General features: G+C 64.9%; 11 protein-coding genes. 8 read left to right on the forward strand and 3 right to left on the reverse strand.

Annotated elements, in window-relative coordinates; translation table 11 throughout:
- The first annotated feature begins 27 nt into the window (after positions 1-27).
- Entirely contained in the window at positions 28-615 is a 588-nt protein-coding gene (locus FA85_RS11915; protein WP_036116489.1) for an acyl carrier protein phosphodiesterase, read from the forward strand.
- A 42-nt stretch (positions 616-657) separates the two neighbouring features.
- On the opposite strand, the gene FA85_RS11920 is transcribed toward FA85_RS11915, so the two are convergent.
- Positions 658-1,155: a c-type cytochrome gene (locus tag FA85_RS11920; protein WP_036118559.1), complete on the reverse strand. Its 498-nt coding sequence runs from the start codon at positions 1,153-1,155 to the stop codon at positions 658-660.
- Positions 1,156-1,510: 355 nt separating this feature from the next.
- Between FA85_RS11920 and FA85_RS11925 the strand changes: the two genes are divergently transcribed.
- From FA85_RS11925 to FA85_RS11940, 4 genes are all read left to right on the forward strand, one after another.
- Positions 1,511-2,770, forward strand: a complete 1,260-nt coding sequence (locus FA85_RS11925; RefSeq protein ID WP_036116488.1) for an efflux RND transporter periplasmic adaptor subunit — start codon at positions 1,511-1,513, stop codon at positions 2,768-2,770.
- Positions 2,771-2,841: 71 nt separating this feature from the next.
- Entirely contained in the window at positions 2,842-6,090 is a 3,249-nt protein-coding gene (locus FA85_RS11930; protein WP_036116487.1) for an efflux RND transporter permease subunit, read from the forward strand.
- A 133-nt stretch (positions 6,091-6,223) separates the two neighbouring features.
- Complete coding sequence (locus tag FA85_RS11935; RefSeq protein ID WP_036116486.1) at positions 6,224-9,346, forward strand: efflux RND transporter permease subunit; 3,123 nt, start codon at positions 6,224-6,226, stop codon at positions 9,344-9,346.
- A 256-nt stretch (positions 9,347-9,602) separates the two neighbouring features.
- Positions 9,603-11,840 (forward strand): NADP-dependent isocitrate dehydrogenase, encoded by a 2,238-nt coding sequence (locus tag FA85_RS11940; RefSeq protein WP_036116485.1) that lies wholly within the window; start codon positions 9,603-9,605, stop codon positions 11,838-11,840.
- 119 nt (positions 11,841-11,959) lie between these two features.
- Here the strand turns inward: FA85_RS11940 and FA85_RS11945 are convergent, their stop codons facing one another.
- Together FA85_RS11945 and FA85_RS11950 are read right to left on the reverse strand one after the other, a co-directional pair.
- Positions 11,960-12,907, reverse strand: a complete 948-nt coding sequence (locus tag FA85_RS11945; protein WP_036116484.1) for an aldo/keto reductase — start codon at positions 12,905-12,907, stop codon at positions 11,960-11,962.
- Positions 12,908-12,971: 64 nt separating this feature from the next.
- Positions 12,972-13,169 (reverse strand): hypothetical protein, encoded by a 198-nt coding sequence (locus tag FA85_RS11950; protein ID WP_036116483.1) that lies wholly within the window; start codon positions 13,167-13,169, stop codon positions 12,972-12,974.
- A 120-nt stretch (positions 13,170-13,289) separates the two neighbouring features.
- On the opposite strand from FA85_RS11950, the gene FA85_RS11955 reads away from it, so the two are divergent.
- The 3 genes from FA85_RS11955 (at position 13,290) to mgtA (ending at position 17,435) form a co-directional block, all read left to right on the forward strand.
- Entirely contained in the window at positions 13,290-14,198 is a 909-nt protein-coding gene (locus tag FA85_RS11955; RefSeq protein ID WP_036116481.1) for a LysR substrate-binding domain-containing protein, read from the forward strand.
- A gap of 276 nt (positions 14,199-14,474) precedes the next feature.
- The gene (locus FA85_RS21905) at positions 14,475-14,648 is read left to right on the forward strand and encodes a hypothetical protein (RefSeq protein WP_156108810.1); all 174 of its coding nucleotides are present in this window, start codon (positions 14,475-14,477) and stop codon (positions 14,646-14,648) included.
- Positions 14,649-14,807: 159 nt separating this feature from the next.
- Entirely contained in the window at positions 14,808-17,435 is a 2,628-nt protein-coding gene (gene mgtA, locus FA85_RS11960) for a magnesium-translocating P-type ATPase (RefSeq protein ID WP_036116477.1), read from the forward strand.
- Positions 17,436-17,456: the final 21 nt, after the last annotated feature.

Below are 17,456 nucleotides of genomic sequence, written 5' to 3' on the forward strand. Positions count from 1 at the left end.
CCGTTCGCGACGCGGCGGTGACACGCCATGAACGTCCTCGCCCACGCCCTGCTGGCGGGTGACGACGCGGCGTTGCGGCTGGGCGGAACGATGGGGGACTTCGTGCACGGCACCCCCGGCGATCACCTGCCGCCGCGCGTCCGCGACGGGATCCATCTGCACCGGGCCATCGACAGCTTCACCGACCGGCATGAGGAAGTTCGTGCCGCCCGCGAGCGTATGCCCGCGCCGTTCCGCCGCTACGCGGGAATCCTTCTGGACATGTGGTTCGACCATTGTCTGGCGCGCGACTTCGCCCGCTGGTCCGATGTGCCGCTGGAGACCTACTCGACCCGGCTACGCCAGGAGCTGCACGAGGCCGATGCCCTGCTGCCGGACCACCTGAAGCGGTTCCTCGGCTACATGGACGCCAATGACCTGCCGGCGGGCTATCGGAACGCCGAGGCGATCGGTAAGGCGCTGCGCGGGATTTCCCAGCGACTATCGCGGGCGAACCCGGTGGCCGATGCCATGCCGCTTCTGCTCTCGGAAGACGACGCGCTGAAGGGGACGTTCGAGCGTTTCTTCCCGGAACTCAGGGCCTTCGCGGCGAACTGGGTGCTCGGGCGGAGCTGATCGTCCGGCAAGCGGAACGGACCGGGGAAGCCCCGGCCGCGATCACTTGGCCTGGTCGGCCATCCACTTGACGGTGTTGGTGACCTGCTCGTCCGTCAGCGACGGATTACCGCCCTTGGCCGGCATGTGGTTGCCGTCCGGGCCCGTGTAGCCCTCGATGGCGTGCTTGGTCAGGGTCGCGATGCCCTCGGCGAGACGCGCCGACCAGGCGCCCTTGTCACCCAGCTTGGGCGCACCGGCCACGCCGGCCGTATGGCAGCTGTGGCAGAGGTTGTCGTAAATCGTCTTGCCGTCGGTGCTGCCGCCGTAGGCGACCTGCGCGGCGGCGGCCTTGGCGGCGGCCTCCTGCGCGGCCTGCATGGCCGCACGGCCCGTGTCGCCGGCATAGACCGCGCCGACGGGCGCGATACGGGCTTCGGTCCGCTTGGCGACGGCCGGGTCCTCATCCTTGGGGATGCGACTGTATATAAGGTACGCCACGACCATCAGGACGATGGCGAGGACGCTGAGGCCGGCGGTCAGCAGGGAAAACTGACGCATGAAGTTCTGGTCGGACTTGCTTGGAGAACCGCTCACGCATTCACTCCACTGGATTTGGGTGTGCCGGCCCCCTCCCCGGGATTCGGCGTGCCTGCAAGCCGCGATGCGGCGTCGAACCGGGCGAGTATAACGGAACCTCCCCGGGAGTCGGCGGTCTGCCGAAACGGCCTGCTCACCCGCCAACCCGTGCCGTCAGTCATGCTGTACCCCTGTCAACCGGCATTGTTCAATGCCGTTCCCCTAACCCTATATTGTCGGCGTCGAATCTTAACCTTCAGGGGCTATAAACCCCCTGGCGCACGGCGCGCACGGACGAGAACGCTGTTTCGTCCGGTTATCCACCTGGGAGTGTTTCATGTCGCGTTTCTGGAAAATCGCGCTGGCCGTCATTGTCGTCGTGCTGATCGCGGGCTTCTTTGTCGTTCGCAGCCACCGTGCCAAAGAGGGCGATCCCGCCCACGCGGCCAGTGCGCAGGCCAACGGCGAGGGGCAGGGCAAGGATCAGCCGCCGGTTCCGGTCACGGTCGTGCCCGTGGCCAGCCAGGATGTGCCCGTCTACCTGACCGCGCTGGGCACCGTCCAGGCGCGCAACACCGTCACGGTCCGCCCGCAGGTCGGCGGTCAGCTGATGAAGCTGAACTTTCAGGAAGGCCAGGAAGTGAAGAAGGGTGACGTGATCGCGGAAATCGATCCGCGCACCATCCAGTCCAACTACGACCAGGCCGTCGCGAAGCTCAGGCAGGACCAGGCTCTGGTGGCGACGGCCAAGAACAACCTCGACCGTTCCCAGAATCTGGTCAGCAAAGGCGGCCAGCAGTATGTGTCCAAGCAGGACCTGGATAACCTGAAGAACACCCTCGACCAGTCGGCTTCGACCGTGACGGCCGATCAGGCGGCCATCCGCGCCGCACAGGTGCAACTGGGCTTTACCAAGGTCATCGCGCCGATCGACGGCCTGGCCGGCATCCGCTCGGTCGACGCCGGCAACATCGTCGCGTCGGGCGATGCCATCGTCACCCTGACCGAGCTGCATCCGATCTACGTGATGTTCTACCTCCCTGAGAAAAACCTGGACCTGGTCCGCAGCTCGGTGAGTGGCGACGGTCTGTCCCAGCTCGAGGTGTCGGCGCTCGACCGTGTCGATGCGCATCCGATCGCCACGGGTCACCTCGACGTGCTCGACAACACCATCGACACCACGACCGGCACCTTCCGTCTGCGTTCGCTGTTCGACAACGAAAAGACCCAGCTGTGGCCGGGCCAGTTCGTCAACGTGCAGCTGAAGGTGCGCACCGTCAAGAACGGCCTCGTGGTGCCTTCGCAGGCCGTACAGCGTGGTCCGGATGGCGACTACGTCTACGTCGTGCAGGGCGACAACACGGTCAAGATGCAGACGGTGGAAACCGCCACGGAAGTGGGCGACAGCCACGTGATGCTGACCAAGGGCGTGAAGCTGGGCGACAAGATCGTCACCGAAGGCCAGTTCCGCCTGAAGCCGGGTTCGAAGGTGAACCCGCTGGCGCCGGGCCAGGTGCCAGCGGCGCCGACGGCGGAAGAACTGCAGAAGGCCAAGACGGGTCAGCAGGGTCGCCAGGGCGGCGGTCGCCGCGGCTGATAGCGCGCGTGGCGCGTCCATGACGGACGCGCCGCCAACGGACCGCAAGGTCCCGACACCAGGACTTACTCGTGGGTTTCTCGACACTCTTCATTCGCCGGCCGATCGCGACCTCGCTGCTGATGGTGGCGGTGCTGTTGCTCGGCATCCTTGGCTACCGCCAGCTGCCGGTTTCGGCGCTGCCGGAAATCGATGCCCCGAGCCTGGTCGTCACCACGCAGTATCCCGGCGCCAGCGCGTCCACGATGGCGGCGCTGATCACCACGCCGCTGGAACGTAACTTCGGACAGATCTCCGGTCTGGCCTCGATGAGCTCGGATTCGTCGGCCGGTCTGTCGACGATCATCCTGCAGTTCAACATGGACCGGGATATCGACATCGCCGCGCAGGACGTACAGGCGGCGATCAACCAGGCACGCGGCACGCTGCCCAACAACCTGCCGTATCCGCCCGTCTACAACCGCGTGAACCCGGCCGATGCGCCGATCATGACGCTGATGCTCACGTCCGACAGCCTGCCGCTGCGCGACGTCAACAATTACGCGGACTCGATCATCGCGCAGAAACTCGCCCAGGTTCAGGGCGTGGGCCTGGTGTCGATCGCCGGCAACGTGCGCCCCGCCGTGCGCATCCAGGTCAACCCGGCGCAGCTGGCCAACCTCGGCCTGACCATGGAAGACGTGCGCAGCTCGCTCACGGAAGCCAACGTCAACGCGCCCAAGGGCACGCTCAACGGCAAGACGCAGTCCTACAGCATCGGCACGAACGACCAGCTGGCCGACGCCGCCGATTACAAGGGCACGATCATCAGCTACAAGAACGGTGCGCCCGTGCGCCTGTCCGACGTGGCCAATGTCATCGATGGTGTCGAGAACGATCAGCTGGCGGCCTGGGCCAACGGCAAACCGGCCGTGCTGCTCGACATCCGTCGCCAGCCCGGTGCCAACATCGTGCAGACGGTGCAGTCCATCCGTCAGACCATTCCCGATCTGCAGAAGGTGCTGCCGGCCGACGTTCACCTGAAGGTCTTCTCGGATCGCACGATTACCATCCGCGCTTCGGTGGAGGACGTGCAGTTCACGCTGATCCTCACCATCTGCCTCGTCGTCGCGGTGATCTTCGTCTTCCTGCGCCGTCTGTGGGCCACGGTGATTCCGTCCGTGGCGGTGCCGCTGTCGCTGATGGGCACGTTCGGTGTGATGTCCTTCGCCGGCATGTCGCTGGACAACCTGTCGCTGATGGCGCTGGCGGTCGCGACGGGCTTCGTGGTCGACGATGCGATCGTGATGATCGAAAACATCGTCCGCTATATCGAGCAGGGTCAGGACGCGAAGACCGCCGCGGAAGTCGGCGCGAAGGAAATCGGCTTCACGGTGCTGTCGCTGACCGTCTCGCTGGTGGCCGTGTTCCTGCCGCTCCTGCTGATGCCGGGTGTCACGGGTCGCCTGTTCCACGAGTTCGCCTGGGTGCTGACGATCGCGGTCATCATCTCGATGCTCGTCTCGCTGACGCTCACGCCGATGATGTGCGCCTACCTGCTCAAGGCCGACGAACTGCCGGACGCGGAAGACGCGCACGAGCACGCGGCCGCCTCGGGCAAGCACAACGCGTGGTCGCGCATCGTCGAAGGTTACGGCAGCAGCCTCGACTGGGTGCTCGATCATCGCCCGCTGACGATGATCGTCGCCGCGCTCACCGTCGCCCTCACGGTTGTGCTCTACATCGTCATTCCGAAAGGCCTGTTGCCCGAGCAGGACACCGGCATGATCACGGCTGTCGTGCAGGCCGACCAGAACGTCGCCTTCCCCCAGATGGAAGTCCGCACCAAGGCCGTGGCCGATGCCCTGGCCAAGGACCCCGCCGTGGCCGGCGTGGCCGCCTTCATCGGTGCGGGTTCGATCAATCCGACACTCAATCAGGGTCAGCTGTCGCTGGTGCTGAAGGACCGCGGCGACCGCGAAGCGCTCGACACCGTCCTGCCACGTCTGCAGCGGGCGGCGTCGGGTATCGCCGGCGTCGCGCTCTACCTGAAGCCCGTGCAGGACGTGACGCTGGACACGCAGGTGTCCGCCACGGAGTACCAGTACTCGCTGTCGGACGTGAGCTCGACCGAACTGGCCGGCTATGCGCAGCAGATGACTTCCGCGCTGCGTAAACGCAAGGAACTGGCCGACGTCGACAACAACCTGGCCGATCAGGGCACCGCGCTCAAGCTGACCATCGATCGTGACAGCGCCAGCCGCCTCGGCGTGCCGGTGCAGACGATCGACGACACGCTGTACGACGCGTACGGCCAGCGCCAGATCTCGACCATCTTCACCCAGCTCAACCAGTACCGCGTCGTACTCGAAGTCGCGCCGGAGTTCCGCAACAGCAACGATCTGCTGAACAAGCTGACGGTCCGCGGCAACGGCAACGGCGCCCTGACCGGTTCCAACGCGACCAGTTTCGGTCAGCTGGCGTCGAGCAACTCGGCGACCCCGTCGGGCATCGGCAACACGGGTAACGTCGGCTTCCAGGTCGGTGCAGGCGGCAACATTCCCATCGCCTCTCTTGCCAGCGCGGTCGTCACCACGGCACCGCTGGTGGTCAGCCACCTGCAGCAGCTGCCCGCGGTGACGATCTCCTTCAACCTGGCGCCGGGCGAATCGCTTTCCAGCGCGGTGGACGCGATCCACGAGGTCGAGCAGCAGCTCAACTTCCCGCCGCAGGTGCGCGGTCAGTTCATCGGCAAGGCCGCGGAGTTCTCCTCGTCCGTCGGCGACGAAGTGTTGCTGCTGCTGGCATCGATCATCGTGATCTACATCGTGCTGGGCGTGCTCTATGAGAGCTACATCCACCCGCTGACGATCATTTCGACGCTGCCGCCCGCGGGTGTCGGCGCGCTGCTCGCATTGATCCTCTGCGGCATGAGCCTCTCGGTCGACGGCATCGTCGGTATCGTGCTGCTGATCGGTATCGTGAAGAAAAACGCGATCATGATGATCGACTTCGCCATCGAGGCGAAGCGGACCGGCCTGAACGCGCACGACGCCATCCGCCGCGCCTGCCTGCTTCGCTTCCGTCCGATCATGATGACCACGGCGGCGGCGCTGCTCGGCGCGCTGCCGCTGGCACTGGGCAACGGTATCGGCTCGGAACTGCGCAAGCCGCTGGGTGTGTCGATCGTCGGCGGCCTGCTGCTTTCGCAGCTGGTCACGTTGTACACCACGCCGGTCATCTACCTCTACATGGAGCGGTTCTCCGACTGGCTGGCGGAGCGCAAGCGACAACGCGCCCTGGCACTGGAAGCCTCGCAGGCCCGGCCGGCGAGCCGATGACGCCAGGCTTCGAAGCCCCTGGAAACCCCCTTTTTCGCCGGACGGTTCGCCGCCCGGCGAAACCTTTTTCCGGATGGCGCGTTAGGAACGGATCACTCCGCGCCATCCCGAGCACGATGTCCCGTTCCCATCCATGAATATCTCCGGTCCGTTCATCCGTCGTCCCATCGGTACATCGCTCCTGGCGATCGGTATCTTCGTGATCGGCGTCATCTGTTATTCGCTGCTCGGCGTGGCCGCGCTGCCGAACATCCAGTTCCCGGCGATCTTCGTCCAGGCGCAGCAGTCGGGTGCGGACGCCAGTACGATGGCATCGACGGTAGCCGCGCCGCTGGAACGCCACCTGGGCCAGGTGCCCGGTGTGGAGTCGATGCGGTCGAACAGCTCCGAGGGCAGCAGCTTCGTGCTGCTGTTTTTCCAGAACGGCACCAATATCGATGCCGCGGCACGCGACGTTCAGTCCGCGATCAATGCCGCCCAGCCGGACCTGCCCAGCGGGTTGCTGAATGCGCCGTCGTACCAGAAGGCCAATCCCAACGACGATCCGGTGATCGTGCTGGCGCTGACATCGGACACCGTCGCGCCCACCGCTCTCTACAACGTCGCCGACTCCATCCTCGCCCAGCGCCTTCGCCAGCAGGAAGGCATCGCCTCGGTGGACATCGCGGGCAGTGCGACGCCCGCGATCCGTGTCGACGTCAACCTTCGCGCGCTCAACGCCATGGGCCTGTCGCCGGATCAGCTGCGTAATGCGCTCACCGCGGCCAACGTCACCTCACCGCAGGGCTTCCTTTCGGACGGCAAGACGACCATGGCGGTGACCGCCACCGACTCACTACATACGGCGGAGGAGTTCGGCAAGCTGATCATCGGCGTGAACAACAGCGTGCCGATCCGCCTTTCCGACGTGGCCAAGGTATACGACGGCCAGCAGGACGCGTACCAGGCGGCGTGGTTCAACGGACGCCCCGGTATCCTGATGTACGTGTTCCGCAAGTCGGACGCGAACGTCATCGACACCGTGGATCGCATCAAGGCGCAGATCCCCACGATGCAGACCTGGCTTCCCGCCGGTGTCCAGCTGCATTCGTTCTTCGATGGCACGCCCACGATCCGCGCGTCGCTGCACGAAGTACAGGCGACGCTGCTGATCAGTCTCGCCATGGTGATCATGACCATGGCGCTGTTCCTGCGCCGACTGGCACCGACGGTGATCGCCGGGCTTGCCGTGCCGCTGTCGCTGGCCGGCGCGTTCGTCGTGATGTATGCGTTCGGATACACGCTGAACAACCTGACGCTGCTGGCGCTGGTCATCGCGATCGGCTTCGTCGTCGATGACGCCATCGTCGTGATCGAAAACGTCATCCGTCATATGGACGAAGGGATTCCCCGATTCGAGGCCGCGTTGCTCGGTGCGCGCGAAATCGGTTTTACCATCGTTTCGATTACCGGCTCGCTGGTCGCGGTATTCATTCCGCTGCTGCTCGCGCCGGGCATCATCGGCATGTTCTTCAAGGAGTTCACGGTCACGCTGGTGGCGGCGATTCTCGTCTCCGCCGTGATCTCGCTGACGCTGACACCCTCGTTGTGCGCGCATTTTCTCACCGCGCATAAAAACGACGAGCCGGAGTCGAAGTTCGGGCTGGCTCTCGAGCGCATGCACGAGCGCATGGTCGGCGTCTACCGCCGTGCGCTCGACTGGACCTTGCGTCACGCCTTGCTGATGGCTCTCACGCCGTTGGTGCTGATCGGCATCACGATCGTCCTCTTCGGCATGGTGAAGGGCGGCTTTTTCCCGCCCCAGGACACCGGGCTCATCGGTGCGCGTGCGACATCCAGCTCCACCGTGTCGTTCGGTGAGATGCAGACGCGCCAGGCCAGACTGACGACCATGCTGCTCGACGATCCGGACGTGAAGGCCGTGGGCTCGCGCCTGGGTACGAGCCGCACGGGTTCCACCGGTCAGTTCAATATCGAGCTGAAGACGGTGGCCGAGGGCCGCAAGGGTACGACGTTCGACGTGCTCGACCGTCTCTCCGCGGCGGCGAACAAATACCCCGATCTCAACCTGCGGCTCCGTCCGATCCAGGACCTGCCGACCGGTGGCGGTGGCGGTTCGACGCAGGGCGGTCAGTATTCGGTGTCGCTGAAGGGCAACGACATCGTCGAACTGCAGACCTGGCTGCCGAAGCTGGTCGATGCGCTGAAGAAGAACAAGATGCTGACCGACGTGGGCAGCGACATCGACGCGCAGGGCCTGCGTCAGAACATGGTGATCGACCGAGACACGGCGTCCCGCCTCGGCGTGTCGATCGGCAACATCGACGGGGCGCTGTACAACGCCTTCGGCCAGCGCGCGGTATCCACGATCTATTCGGATATCAACCAGTACCGGGTGATCGTCAACTCGCTGCCGCAGTTCGCGGCGACCCCGGAAGCGCTCAACCAGATCTACGTGCGTTCCGACAACGGCGCGATGGTGCCGATGTCCGCCGTGACGAAGCAGGAGGCGGGCCTCGCGCCCAGCCAGATCGTGCACGAGGATCAGTACACGAGCATGGGCGTCAGCTTCAATCTCGCGCCCAACGTCAGCATGGGTGAGGCGATGGAGATCATCCAGAAGACGATCGACGGCATGCGCATGCCGGGCGATATCCGTCTGGATACCGGCAGCGACTTCCGGCGCTTTCAGCAGTCGCAGAGCGATATGCCGCTGCTGATTCTTGCCGCGATCGTCGTGGTGTATCTGCTGATGGGCATGCTTTACGAGAGCCTGATCCATCCGGTGACGATCATCTCCACGCTGCCGGCCGCGGGTGTGGGGGCACTGGCCGCGCTCGTGATCACCGATACCGAACTGTCCGTGGTGGCGATGATCGCGCTGGTGCTGCTGATCGGTATCGTCAAGAAGAACGCGATCATGATGATCGACTTCGCCCTGGTCGCCGAGCGCGAGCATCACCTCACCTCGAAGGAGGCGATCCGTGAGGCCTGCCTGGTGCGCTTCCGTCCGATCATGATGACCACGATGGTCGCCATTCTGGCGGCGCTTCCGCTGGCGATCGGCCTGGGCGAGGGTTCGGAACTGCGTCGCCCGCTGGGTATCGCGATGATCGGCGGTTTGCTGATTTCGCAGAGCCTGACCCTGTTGTCGACGCCGGCGTTGTACGTGATCTTCGCTTGCCTGTCGGAGCGTTGGAAAGCGCGTAAGGCACGTCGGAAAGCCCGGCGGCTCGCGCTCGATACCGGCGCGTAACGCATCGCCAGGAGGGTGGCTCCCACGGGAGCACGGACGCGTCTCCACTGGCTCGCCGCAGACGGGTGGCGTGCAGGCCTGCTGGCGACAGGGGCGGGTGTCAGTCGGACAGCCTGCGGTGGCGCCCGGGCCTGTTGGCGATAGTCGCCCAATCGGGCCACAATGGTCCGGTTTCCCGCTCGCCGGTGCGCCCCTTGAGGCTTGCGCCGGCCAGCCCCCATGACCTGGCCCACTCAAGCATAAGGCTCGCCGAATCATGTCCAGCTCGCCCAAGATCATCTACACGCTCACCGACGAAGCGCCGTTCCTGGCCACCGCCTCCTTCCTGCCCATCGTCGAAGCCTTCGCCGGCACGGCGGGTGTGGCCGTCGAAACGCGCGACATCTCGCTCGCCGGTCGTATCCTCGCGCAGTTCCCCGACCGCCTCACGGCTGAGCAGAAGATCGGCGACCACCTTGCCGAACTCGGCGAGCTGGCGACGACGCCGGAAGCCAACATCATCAAACTCCCCAACATCAGCGCCTCCGTGCCGCAGATGAAGGCGGCCATCAGGGAGCTTCAGTCGCAGGGCTACAAGCTGCCCGATTACGTCGACGCGCCGTCGACCGACGAAGAGAAAGAGATCAACGCGCGCTATGGCAAGGCCATGGGCAGCGCTGTCAATCCCGTGCTGCGCGAAGGCAACTCAGATCGCCGCGCACCGCTTTCGGTCAAGAACTACGCGCGCAAGCATCCGCATCGCATGGGTAAGTGGTCGCCCGAGTCGAAGTCGCATGTCTCGCACATGGAGGGCGGTGATTTCTATGGCAGCGAAAAGTCGGCGACCATCGACAAGGCCGGCAGCCTGCGTATCGAATTTGCCGGCAAGGATGGCAGCAGCAAGGTTCTGAGAGAAAAGGTCGCGGTGAAAGCCGGCGAAATCGTCGACGCCGCGGTCATGAGCCGGAAGGCGCTGGCGTCGTTCATCGATGCGCAGATTGCCGACGCGAAGGCTAAGGGCGTGCTGTTCTCGTTGCACCTGAAAGCCACGATGATGAAGGTCTCCGACCCGATCATGTTCGGTATCGTGGTGCGCGAGTTCTATAAGGACGTGCTGGCAAAGCACGCCGACGCGCTGAAGCAGGTCGGCTTCGACGCCAACAACGGCATCGGTGACCTCTACGCCCGGCTCGGCAAACTCGATGACTCCACCCGCGCCGCTATCGAAGCCGACCTGACGGCCGAATACGCCAACCGTCCGTCGCTGGCCATGGTCAACTCGGATAAGGGCATCACCAATCTGCACGTGCCCAGCGACGTGATCGTCGACGCGTCGATGCCGGCGATGATCCGCGACTCCGGCGGCATGTGGAATGCCGAAGGCAAGTTGCAGGATACGAAGGCGGTGATTCCCGATCGTTCGTACGCTGGCGTCTATCAGGCGGTGATCGAGGATTGCATCGCCCACGGGGCGTTCGATCCGGCCACGATGGGCAGTGTGCCCAACGTCGGCCTGATGGCGCAGAAGGCTGAGGAATACGGTTCGCACGACAAGACGTTCCAGGTGCCCGCCGATGGCTCGGTTCGCGTCGTCGCCGACGACGGCACGGTCGTGTTCGAACATGCCGTGGAGCAGGGCGACATCTGGCGCATGTGTCAGACCAAGGATGCGCCGATCCAGGACTGGGTGAAGCTCGCCGTGCAGCGCGCCCGTCTTTCCGAAACCCCGGCGGTCTTCTGGCTGGACAGGAACCGCGCGCACGACGCGCAGGTGATCGCCAAGGTCGAGCGTTACCTGAAGGATCACGACACCAGTGGCCTCGATCTCCGCGTGCTCGATCCCGTCGCCGCGACGACGTTCTCGCTGGAGCGCATCCGCCAGGGGAAAGATACGATCTCGGTCACCGGCAATGTGCTGCGCGACTACCTCACCGACCTGTTCCCGATCATGGAGCTGGGTACGTCGGCGAAGATGCTTTCCATCGTGCCGCTGATGGCGGGTGGCGGCCTGTTCGAGACCGGCGCGGGTGGTTCGGCGCCGAAGCACGTCCAGCAGTTTGTCGAAGAGGGTTACCTGCGCTGGGATTCGCTCGGTGAATTCCTCGCCCTGGCAGCGTCGCTCGAGCACCTCGGCGAGCGCTACGACAACAAGCATGCCCGCGTGCTGGCGAAGACGCTCGATATCGCCAACGGCCGTTTCCTCGACAGCAACAAGTCGCCCGCTCGCAAGGTCGGCGAGATCGACAATCGCGGCAGCCACTTCTACCTGGCGATGTACTGGGCCGAGGCGCTGGCGGCACAGAGCGACGATGCCGACCTCAAGGCGAAGTTCACGGCGGTGGCGAAGACGCTGGCTGAAAACGAGGACAAGATCATCGGGGAGCTCAACGGTGCGCAGGGCAAGGCCGTCGAAATCGGTGGTTATTATCATCCGGACATGGCGAAGGTCAGCGCGGCGATGCGCCCGAGCGCTACGCTCAACGCGGCACTGGATGCGCTGAACGCCGCACGCTGATCATGTAGGAGCGGCCTCTGGCCGCGAAACGCACGGGCCCCGGTCGTCATGACGACCGGGGCCCGTTTTTTTATACACGGCCGACGTCTGACGACGCGGCAGTCACTGATCGCCAGACCTCAGCTATCCGACGCCTGCTTCAGTGCGTCCAGCTGCTCGCTGGACAGCGTGAGCTCCGCGGCCTTCGCCAGTTCCGCCAACTGCTCCACCGTCGTTGCGCTGGCAATGGCGGCAGCAATGGAAGGCTGCGCCATCACCCAGGCGAGCGCCACCTGCGCGGGCTTTGCGCTGTGGGCTTCGGCAACCTGATCCAGCGCGGCAAGGACGCGATAGCCCCGGTCGTTGAGGTAAGCCTTGACCTTGCCGCCGCGTGCCTTGCTCTTGCTCAGATCCGCTTCGCTGCGGTACTTGCCGCTGAGGAACCCGCTGGCCAGCGAGTAGTAGCTGATCACTCCAACGCGCTCCCTGACGCAGAGCGGTTGCAGAGCGCTTTCGAACCCCGCGCGATCCATCAGGTTGTATTCGGGCTGCAGCGATTCGTAGCGTGAAAGGCCTTTTTCCTCGCTCGTCTTCAATGCATCGTCCAGGCGCGCCGCTTCGAAATTGGATGCGCCGATGACGCGTACCTTGCCCGCCTGCACGAGGTCGTCGAACGCGCGCAGGGTTTCCTCCAGCGGCACCTTCGGATCGTCTTCATGCGCCTGATACAGATCGATGTGATCGGTCTGAAGCCGACGCAGCGAATCCTCCACCGCCTCTTTGATGTTGACCGGGGACAGGCCAGGATAGCGGTCCCATTTAGCCACCTTGGTCGCTATCAGCACCTTGTCACGCTTGCCCGATTGTTTCAGCCAGCGGCCGATGATGGCTTCCGACTCGCCTCCTTCGTTACCCTCGACCCAGCGCGAATAGACGTCCGCCGTGTCGATCAGGTTGAGCCCGTGATCGACGAACGCGTCCAGCAGTTCGAACGAGCGCGCTTCGTCCGCACTCCAGCCGAACACGTTGCCACCGAACGCCAGTGGCGCGACCTGCAGGGACGAGCGTCCCAGTTGACGATGCTTCATGCGTCTCTCCGATGTGGGCGGAAACCCCCATGGTGAAGCACGCAAGGTTCACGTGATGTGTCGGTCAGCAGCAGGTGGGGCACGCGGCGTGCACCGCGGTTGCGTCGACGGTTCGGGGCCATTCCTTTCGCGGACGGGCGACCGGCGCCGGGGCCCCTGCACCTGCCTGCGGCGTCGGCTCATCGCGACCCAGGCGCATGACCAGATCGCGGTCCACGATGTGACCGTGCATGAAGGCGAGGCCGGTGAAGATCGATGCCATGAGAGTGCTCCCGTGCGGTGGAGTCGCAACCCCTTGCGACTATCAGTGAGCTAAAGGGTGCCCGTTCCGCAAGACGCCAAAAAGCGATATGTTTGCAACCCGGCCTTGAGGAAAATTCACATGTCCCGCCTCCCGCTCGGTCTGCTTCAGGGGTTCGTCCTGGTCGCCCGCACGGGCAAGCTGTCGCGCGCCGCGGAACAGCTGAACCTCACGGTCAGTGCGTTGAGCCATCAGATCCGCAATCTGGAGGAGCGTCTCGGGCGGTCGCTGTTCGACCGGGGTCCGCGCGGCGTGACCCTCACGGCGGATGGCGCCCATCTGCTCGATGCGATCGGCCATCATTTCGAGGGAATCGAGCACGCGCTCAATCGTTATGAGAGTCGCCACGAGGACGCCGTGACGCTCAGCGTGATGCCTTCCGTGGCCTCGAGCTGGCTCGTACCGCGTCTGCCGAAACTGGTGGGCGCGCATCCCGAACTGGAGCTCAGCCTCTCGTCATCCGTCTCGGTGGTCGATTTCGATCGCGAGCCGGCGATCGACGTGGCGTTCCGCTACGGGCTCGGGTCATGGCCGCGTACGAAGTCGGATCGTCTGTTCGGCGAGTACATCGTTCCGATCGCCAGTCCGTCGCTGGTGCGCAAGATGGGCGGCCTGCCGGACGTGTCGCTGGCAGGCTGGCCGCTGCTGGGCGATCCGTCGGGTCGATGGAACGACTGGGCCGAGGCGTTCGGCATGCCACTGCCTTCCCGATATGTCGCCCGCTTCGACAATACCGAGCACCTGCAGCGCGCGGTGCTCGAAGGCATGGGCGTCGCGCTTGGACGTCTGGTCATGGCGCGGTCGCTGATCGAGTGCGGCGCGCTGACCGTGTTGTGCAAGGAGCGGCTGCGCGTGGCGGAAGCGTATTACCTCGTGTATCCGAAGCGGTCCGAGTCACACAGTGGCGTAGGGCGCTTCCGCGAATGGTTGTTGGGCGAGGCGCGTGAGTATGAGGCCCGAATCACCGACGCCGCCCCGCTACCGGCGTAGGAACGTCGCCACCCCTTGACCGATCTTCGCTGCGGCGCGACAATTGCCCGGCTACCGAGCCGTCTCAGGTTCGGCTGGCACCCTTCTTAGCTTACCCAGGCATATGGACGTCTACCCTAGTCGACGCGCCGGCTCCCGCACGCATCGGGTCCCGGCGCTGGCAAACAACAACGCCTACGGCGACCGTACCCGGTCGGCCGGCGCTTTCCTCCGCTAGGGAAAGTCCGGCTCTCCCCGGTCGGAAGCCGTGAGCTTCCGCTATCCGAGGATTGAGCCATGAACCTCCAGATCGAAAAGACCGGCCCGCGCATGTTCGGTCGCCGTCTCGCTTTTGCTCTCGCCCGCCGTCGTGGCGCTGCCTCCGCCCCGGCCAAGCGCACGATCACCGTGCCGCGTCCGCTGGAACTTGCGGAAAGCCAGGCGAAACCGGCTGACGTCAAACTCCCGTAACGATGAACAGCGACATAGACACTACGGCGCGGCTTACGCCGTTCCTCACGTTTACCCGGAACACCGAACGTCGGCTCCGCGCCGGCGCGCACGCCTTCAGCTAAGCGCTGAGAGCCGCCCGCGCCCTACCGGACACCGCGTCCGGAAAGGCAGCGAGTCATGAAGAAGCACACCTCGCAGGCGGCCGTCGCCGCCAAGACCTTCACCACCGTCGCCGCGGACGCCTACCGTCCGGCGGACGAGTTGCTGCGCGCGCTGCATTCCCGGCCGGACGGCCTGGATGAAGAGGCCATCGCCGAGCGGCTCGACCGTGACGGGATCAACGAGGTGGGCCACGAGAAGCCGCCGCACTGGTCGATCCAGCTGCTGCATGCCTTTCGCAACCCGTTCATCATCGTGCTGCTCGTGCTTGCGGTCGTGCAGCTGTTCACCGAGGACGACTACACCGGGCCGATCATCATCGGCGTGATGGTCGGCATCAGCGTGCTGCTGTCGTTCACCCAGGAGTTCCGCTCGTCGCAGGCCGCCGAGCGGCTCAAGGCGATGGTCCGCAATACCTCCACGGTGACCCGCCGCGCCGAGGACGGTCACGCCGAGCGTATCGAGGTGCCGGTCGAGGAACTCGTCGTCGGTGACATCGTCCATCTCGGGGCGGGCGACATGGTGCCCGCCGATCTCCGCCTGTTGGCGGCCAAGGACCTGTTCATCAGCCAGGCGATCCTGACCGGCGAGTCCATCCCCGTCGAGAAAGTCGCGCCCGCGGCCGGCGCCACTCTCGCCAGCGACGCCAACGGTCCGCTCGACCTGCCCACCGTCTGCTACATGGGCACCAACGTGGTGTCCGGCACCGCGACCGCCGTGGTGATGGCCACGGGTGCGCGCACCTACCTGGGCTCGCTGGCGCACACGCTCTCGGGCGAGCGCGTGCAGACCAGCTTCGACCGCGGTATCTCCTCGGTGAGCTGGCTGTTGATTCGCTTCATGGCGGTCATGGTGCCGGTCGTTTTCCTGATCAACGGCTTCGACAAGCACGACTGGCTGGGCGCCTTCATGTTCGGCCTGTCGGTCGCCGTGGGCCTGACCCCCGAAATGCTGCCGCTGATCGTCACCGCCAACCTCGGCAAGGGCGCCATCGCCATGTCGAAGCGCAAGGTGGTGGTGAAGCGCCTCAACGCGATCCAGAACTTCGGTGCCATGGACGTGCTGTGCACGGACAAGACCGGCACCCTGACGCTCGACAAGATCGTGCTCGAGCGTCACGTCGACCTCAACGGCGACGACTCCGACGACGCGCTGGAATACGGCTACCTCAACAGCCGCTTCCAGACCGGCCTGCGCAACCTGATGGACAAGGCCGTGCTGGCCCACCGCGACCTCGAGCCGGTGGCACGTCGCTTCCACGTTGTCGACGAGATTCCGTTCGACTTCCAGCGCCGCCGCATGTCGGTGGTGGTGGCGGACGGGCAGGGCGAGCAGTTGCTCGTCTGCAAGGGCGCCGTGGAAGAGATGCTGGCGATCTGCAGCGAGGCCCGCATCGGTGAGGTCACGGAGCCGATGACCTCGGAGAAGCGCGCCGAGATCCGCGCCATGACAAATCGCCTCAACGAGGACGGGCTGCGCGTGCTGATCGTCGCCGTGCGTCGCGATCCCACCGGCGACCGCGCTTATGGCGTGGCGGACGAAGCGGGCCTCACGGCTGTCGGCTGCCTCGCGTTCCTCGATCCGCCGAAGGACTCCGCGGCGACCGCCATTCGCGCGCTGAACCACCACGGCGTGGCGGTGAAGGTCATCACCGGCGACAACGAGGCGGTGACGCGCAAGATCTGCACCGAGGTCGGTCTCGATGTGCAGGAGTCCGTCCTGGGCCGCGATATCGAGCAGCTCGACGACGATGCTCTCGACGCGATGGTCGAGCGCACCACGGTCTTCGCCAAGATGTCGCCCGTGCAGAAGGCGCGCGTGGTCAAGGCGCTGCAGCGCCGTGGTCACACGGTGGGCTTCCTCGGCGACGGCATCAACGACGCGCCGGCACTGCGCGACGCTGACGTGGGCATCTCGGTCGATACGGCGACCGATATCGCCAAGGAGTCGGCGGACATCATCCTGCTCGAAAAGAACCTGATGGTGCTGGAAGAGGGTGTGATCGAAGGGCGTATCACCTTCGGCAACATCATGAAATACATCAAGATGACCGCCAGCTCCAACTTCGGCAACGTGTTCAGCGTGCTGGTGGCGAGCGCGTTCCTGCCGTTCCTGCCGATGCTGCCGCTGCAGATCCTGGTGCAGAACCTGCTGTACGACCTGTCGCAGCTGTCCATCCCCTTCGACCGCATGGACGAGGAATACCTGCGTGTGCCGCGTAAGTGGGACGCGGGCGATATCGGTCGTTTCATGGTGTGGATCGGCCCGGTCAGCTCGGTGTTCGACATCACGACGTTCTGGCTGATGTGGCATTACTTCGGGGCGAACGATGTCGCTCACCAGTCGCTCTTCCAGTCCGGCTGGTTCATCGAGGGTCTGCTTTCGCAGACGCTGGTCGTGCACATGATCCGCACGCGACGCATTCCGTTCCTGCAGAGCGTCGCATCGGCGCCGGTACTGGCGCTGACCGTCGCGATCATGATCATCGGCATGTTCATTCCGTACACGGCGATCGGTGCGCGCATCGGCATGCAGCCGCTGCCGGGCATCTACTTCGCCTGGCTGGCGCTCACCCTGGCGTCCTACTGTGTGCTGACCCAGGTGATGAAGACGATCTACATCAAGCGCTACGGCCACTGGCTGTAGGGATCGCGTCCCACAGGAAGC

The sequence above is a fragment of the Luteibacter mycovicinus genome (genome assembly GCF_000745235.1).
GTDB lineage: Bacteria > Pseudomonadota > Gammaproteobacteria > Xanthomonadales > Rhodanobacteraceae > Luteibacter > Luteibacter mycovicinus.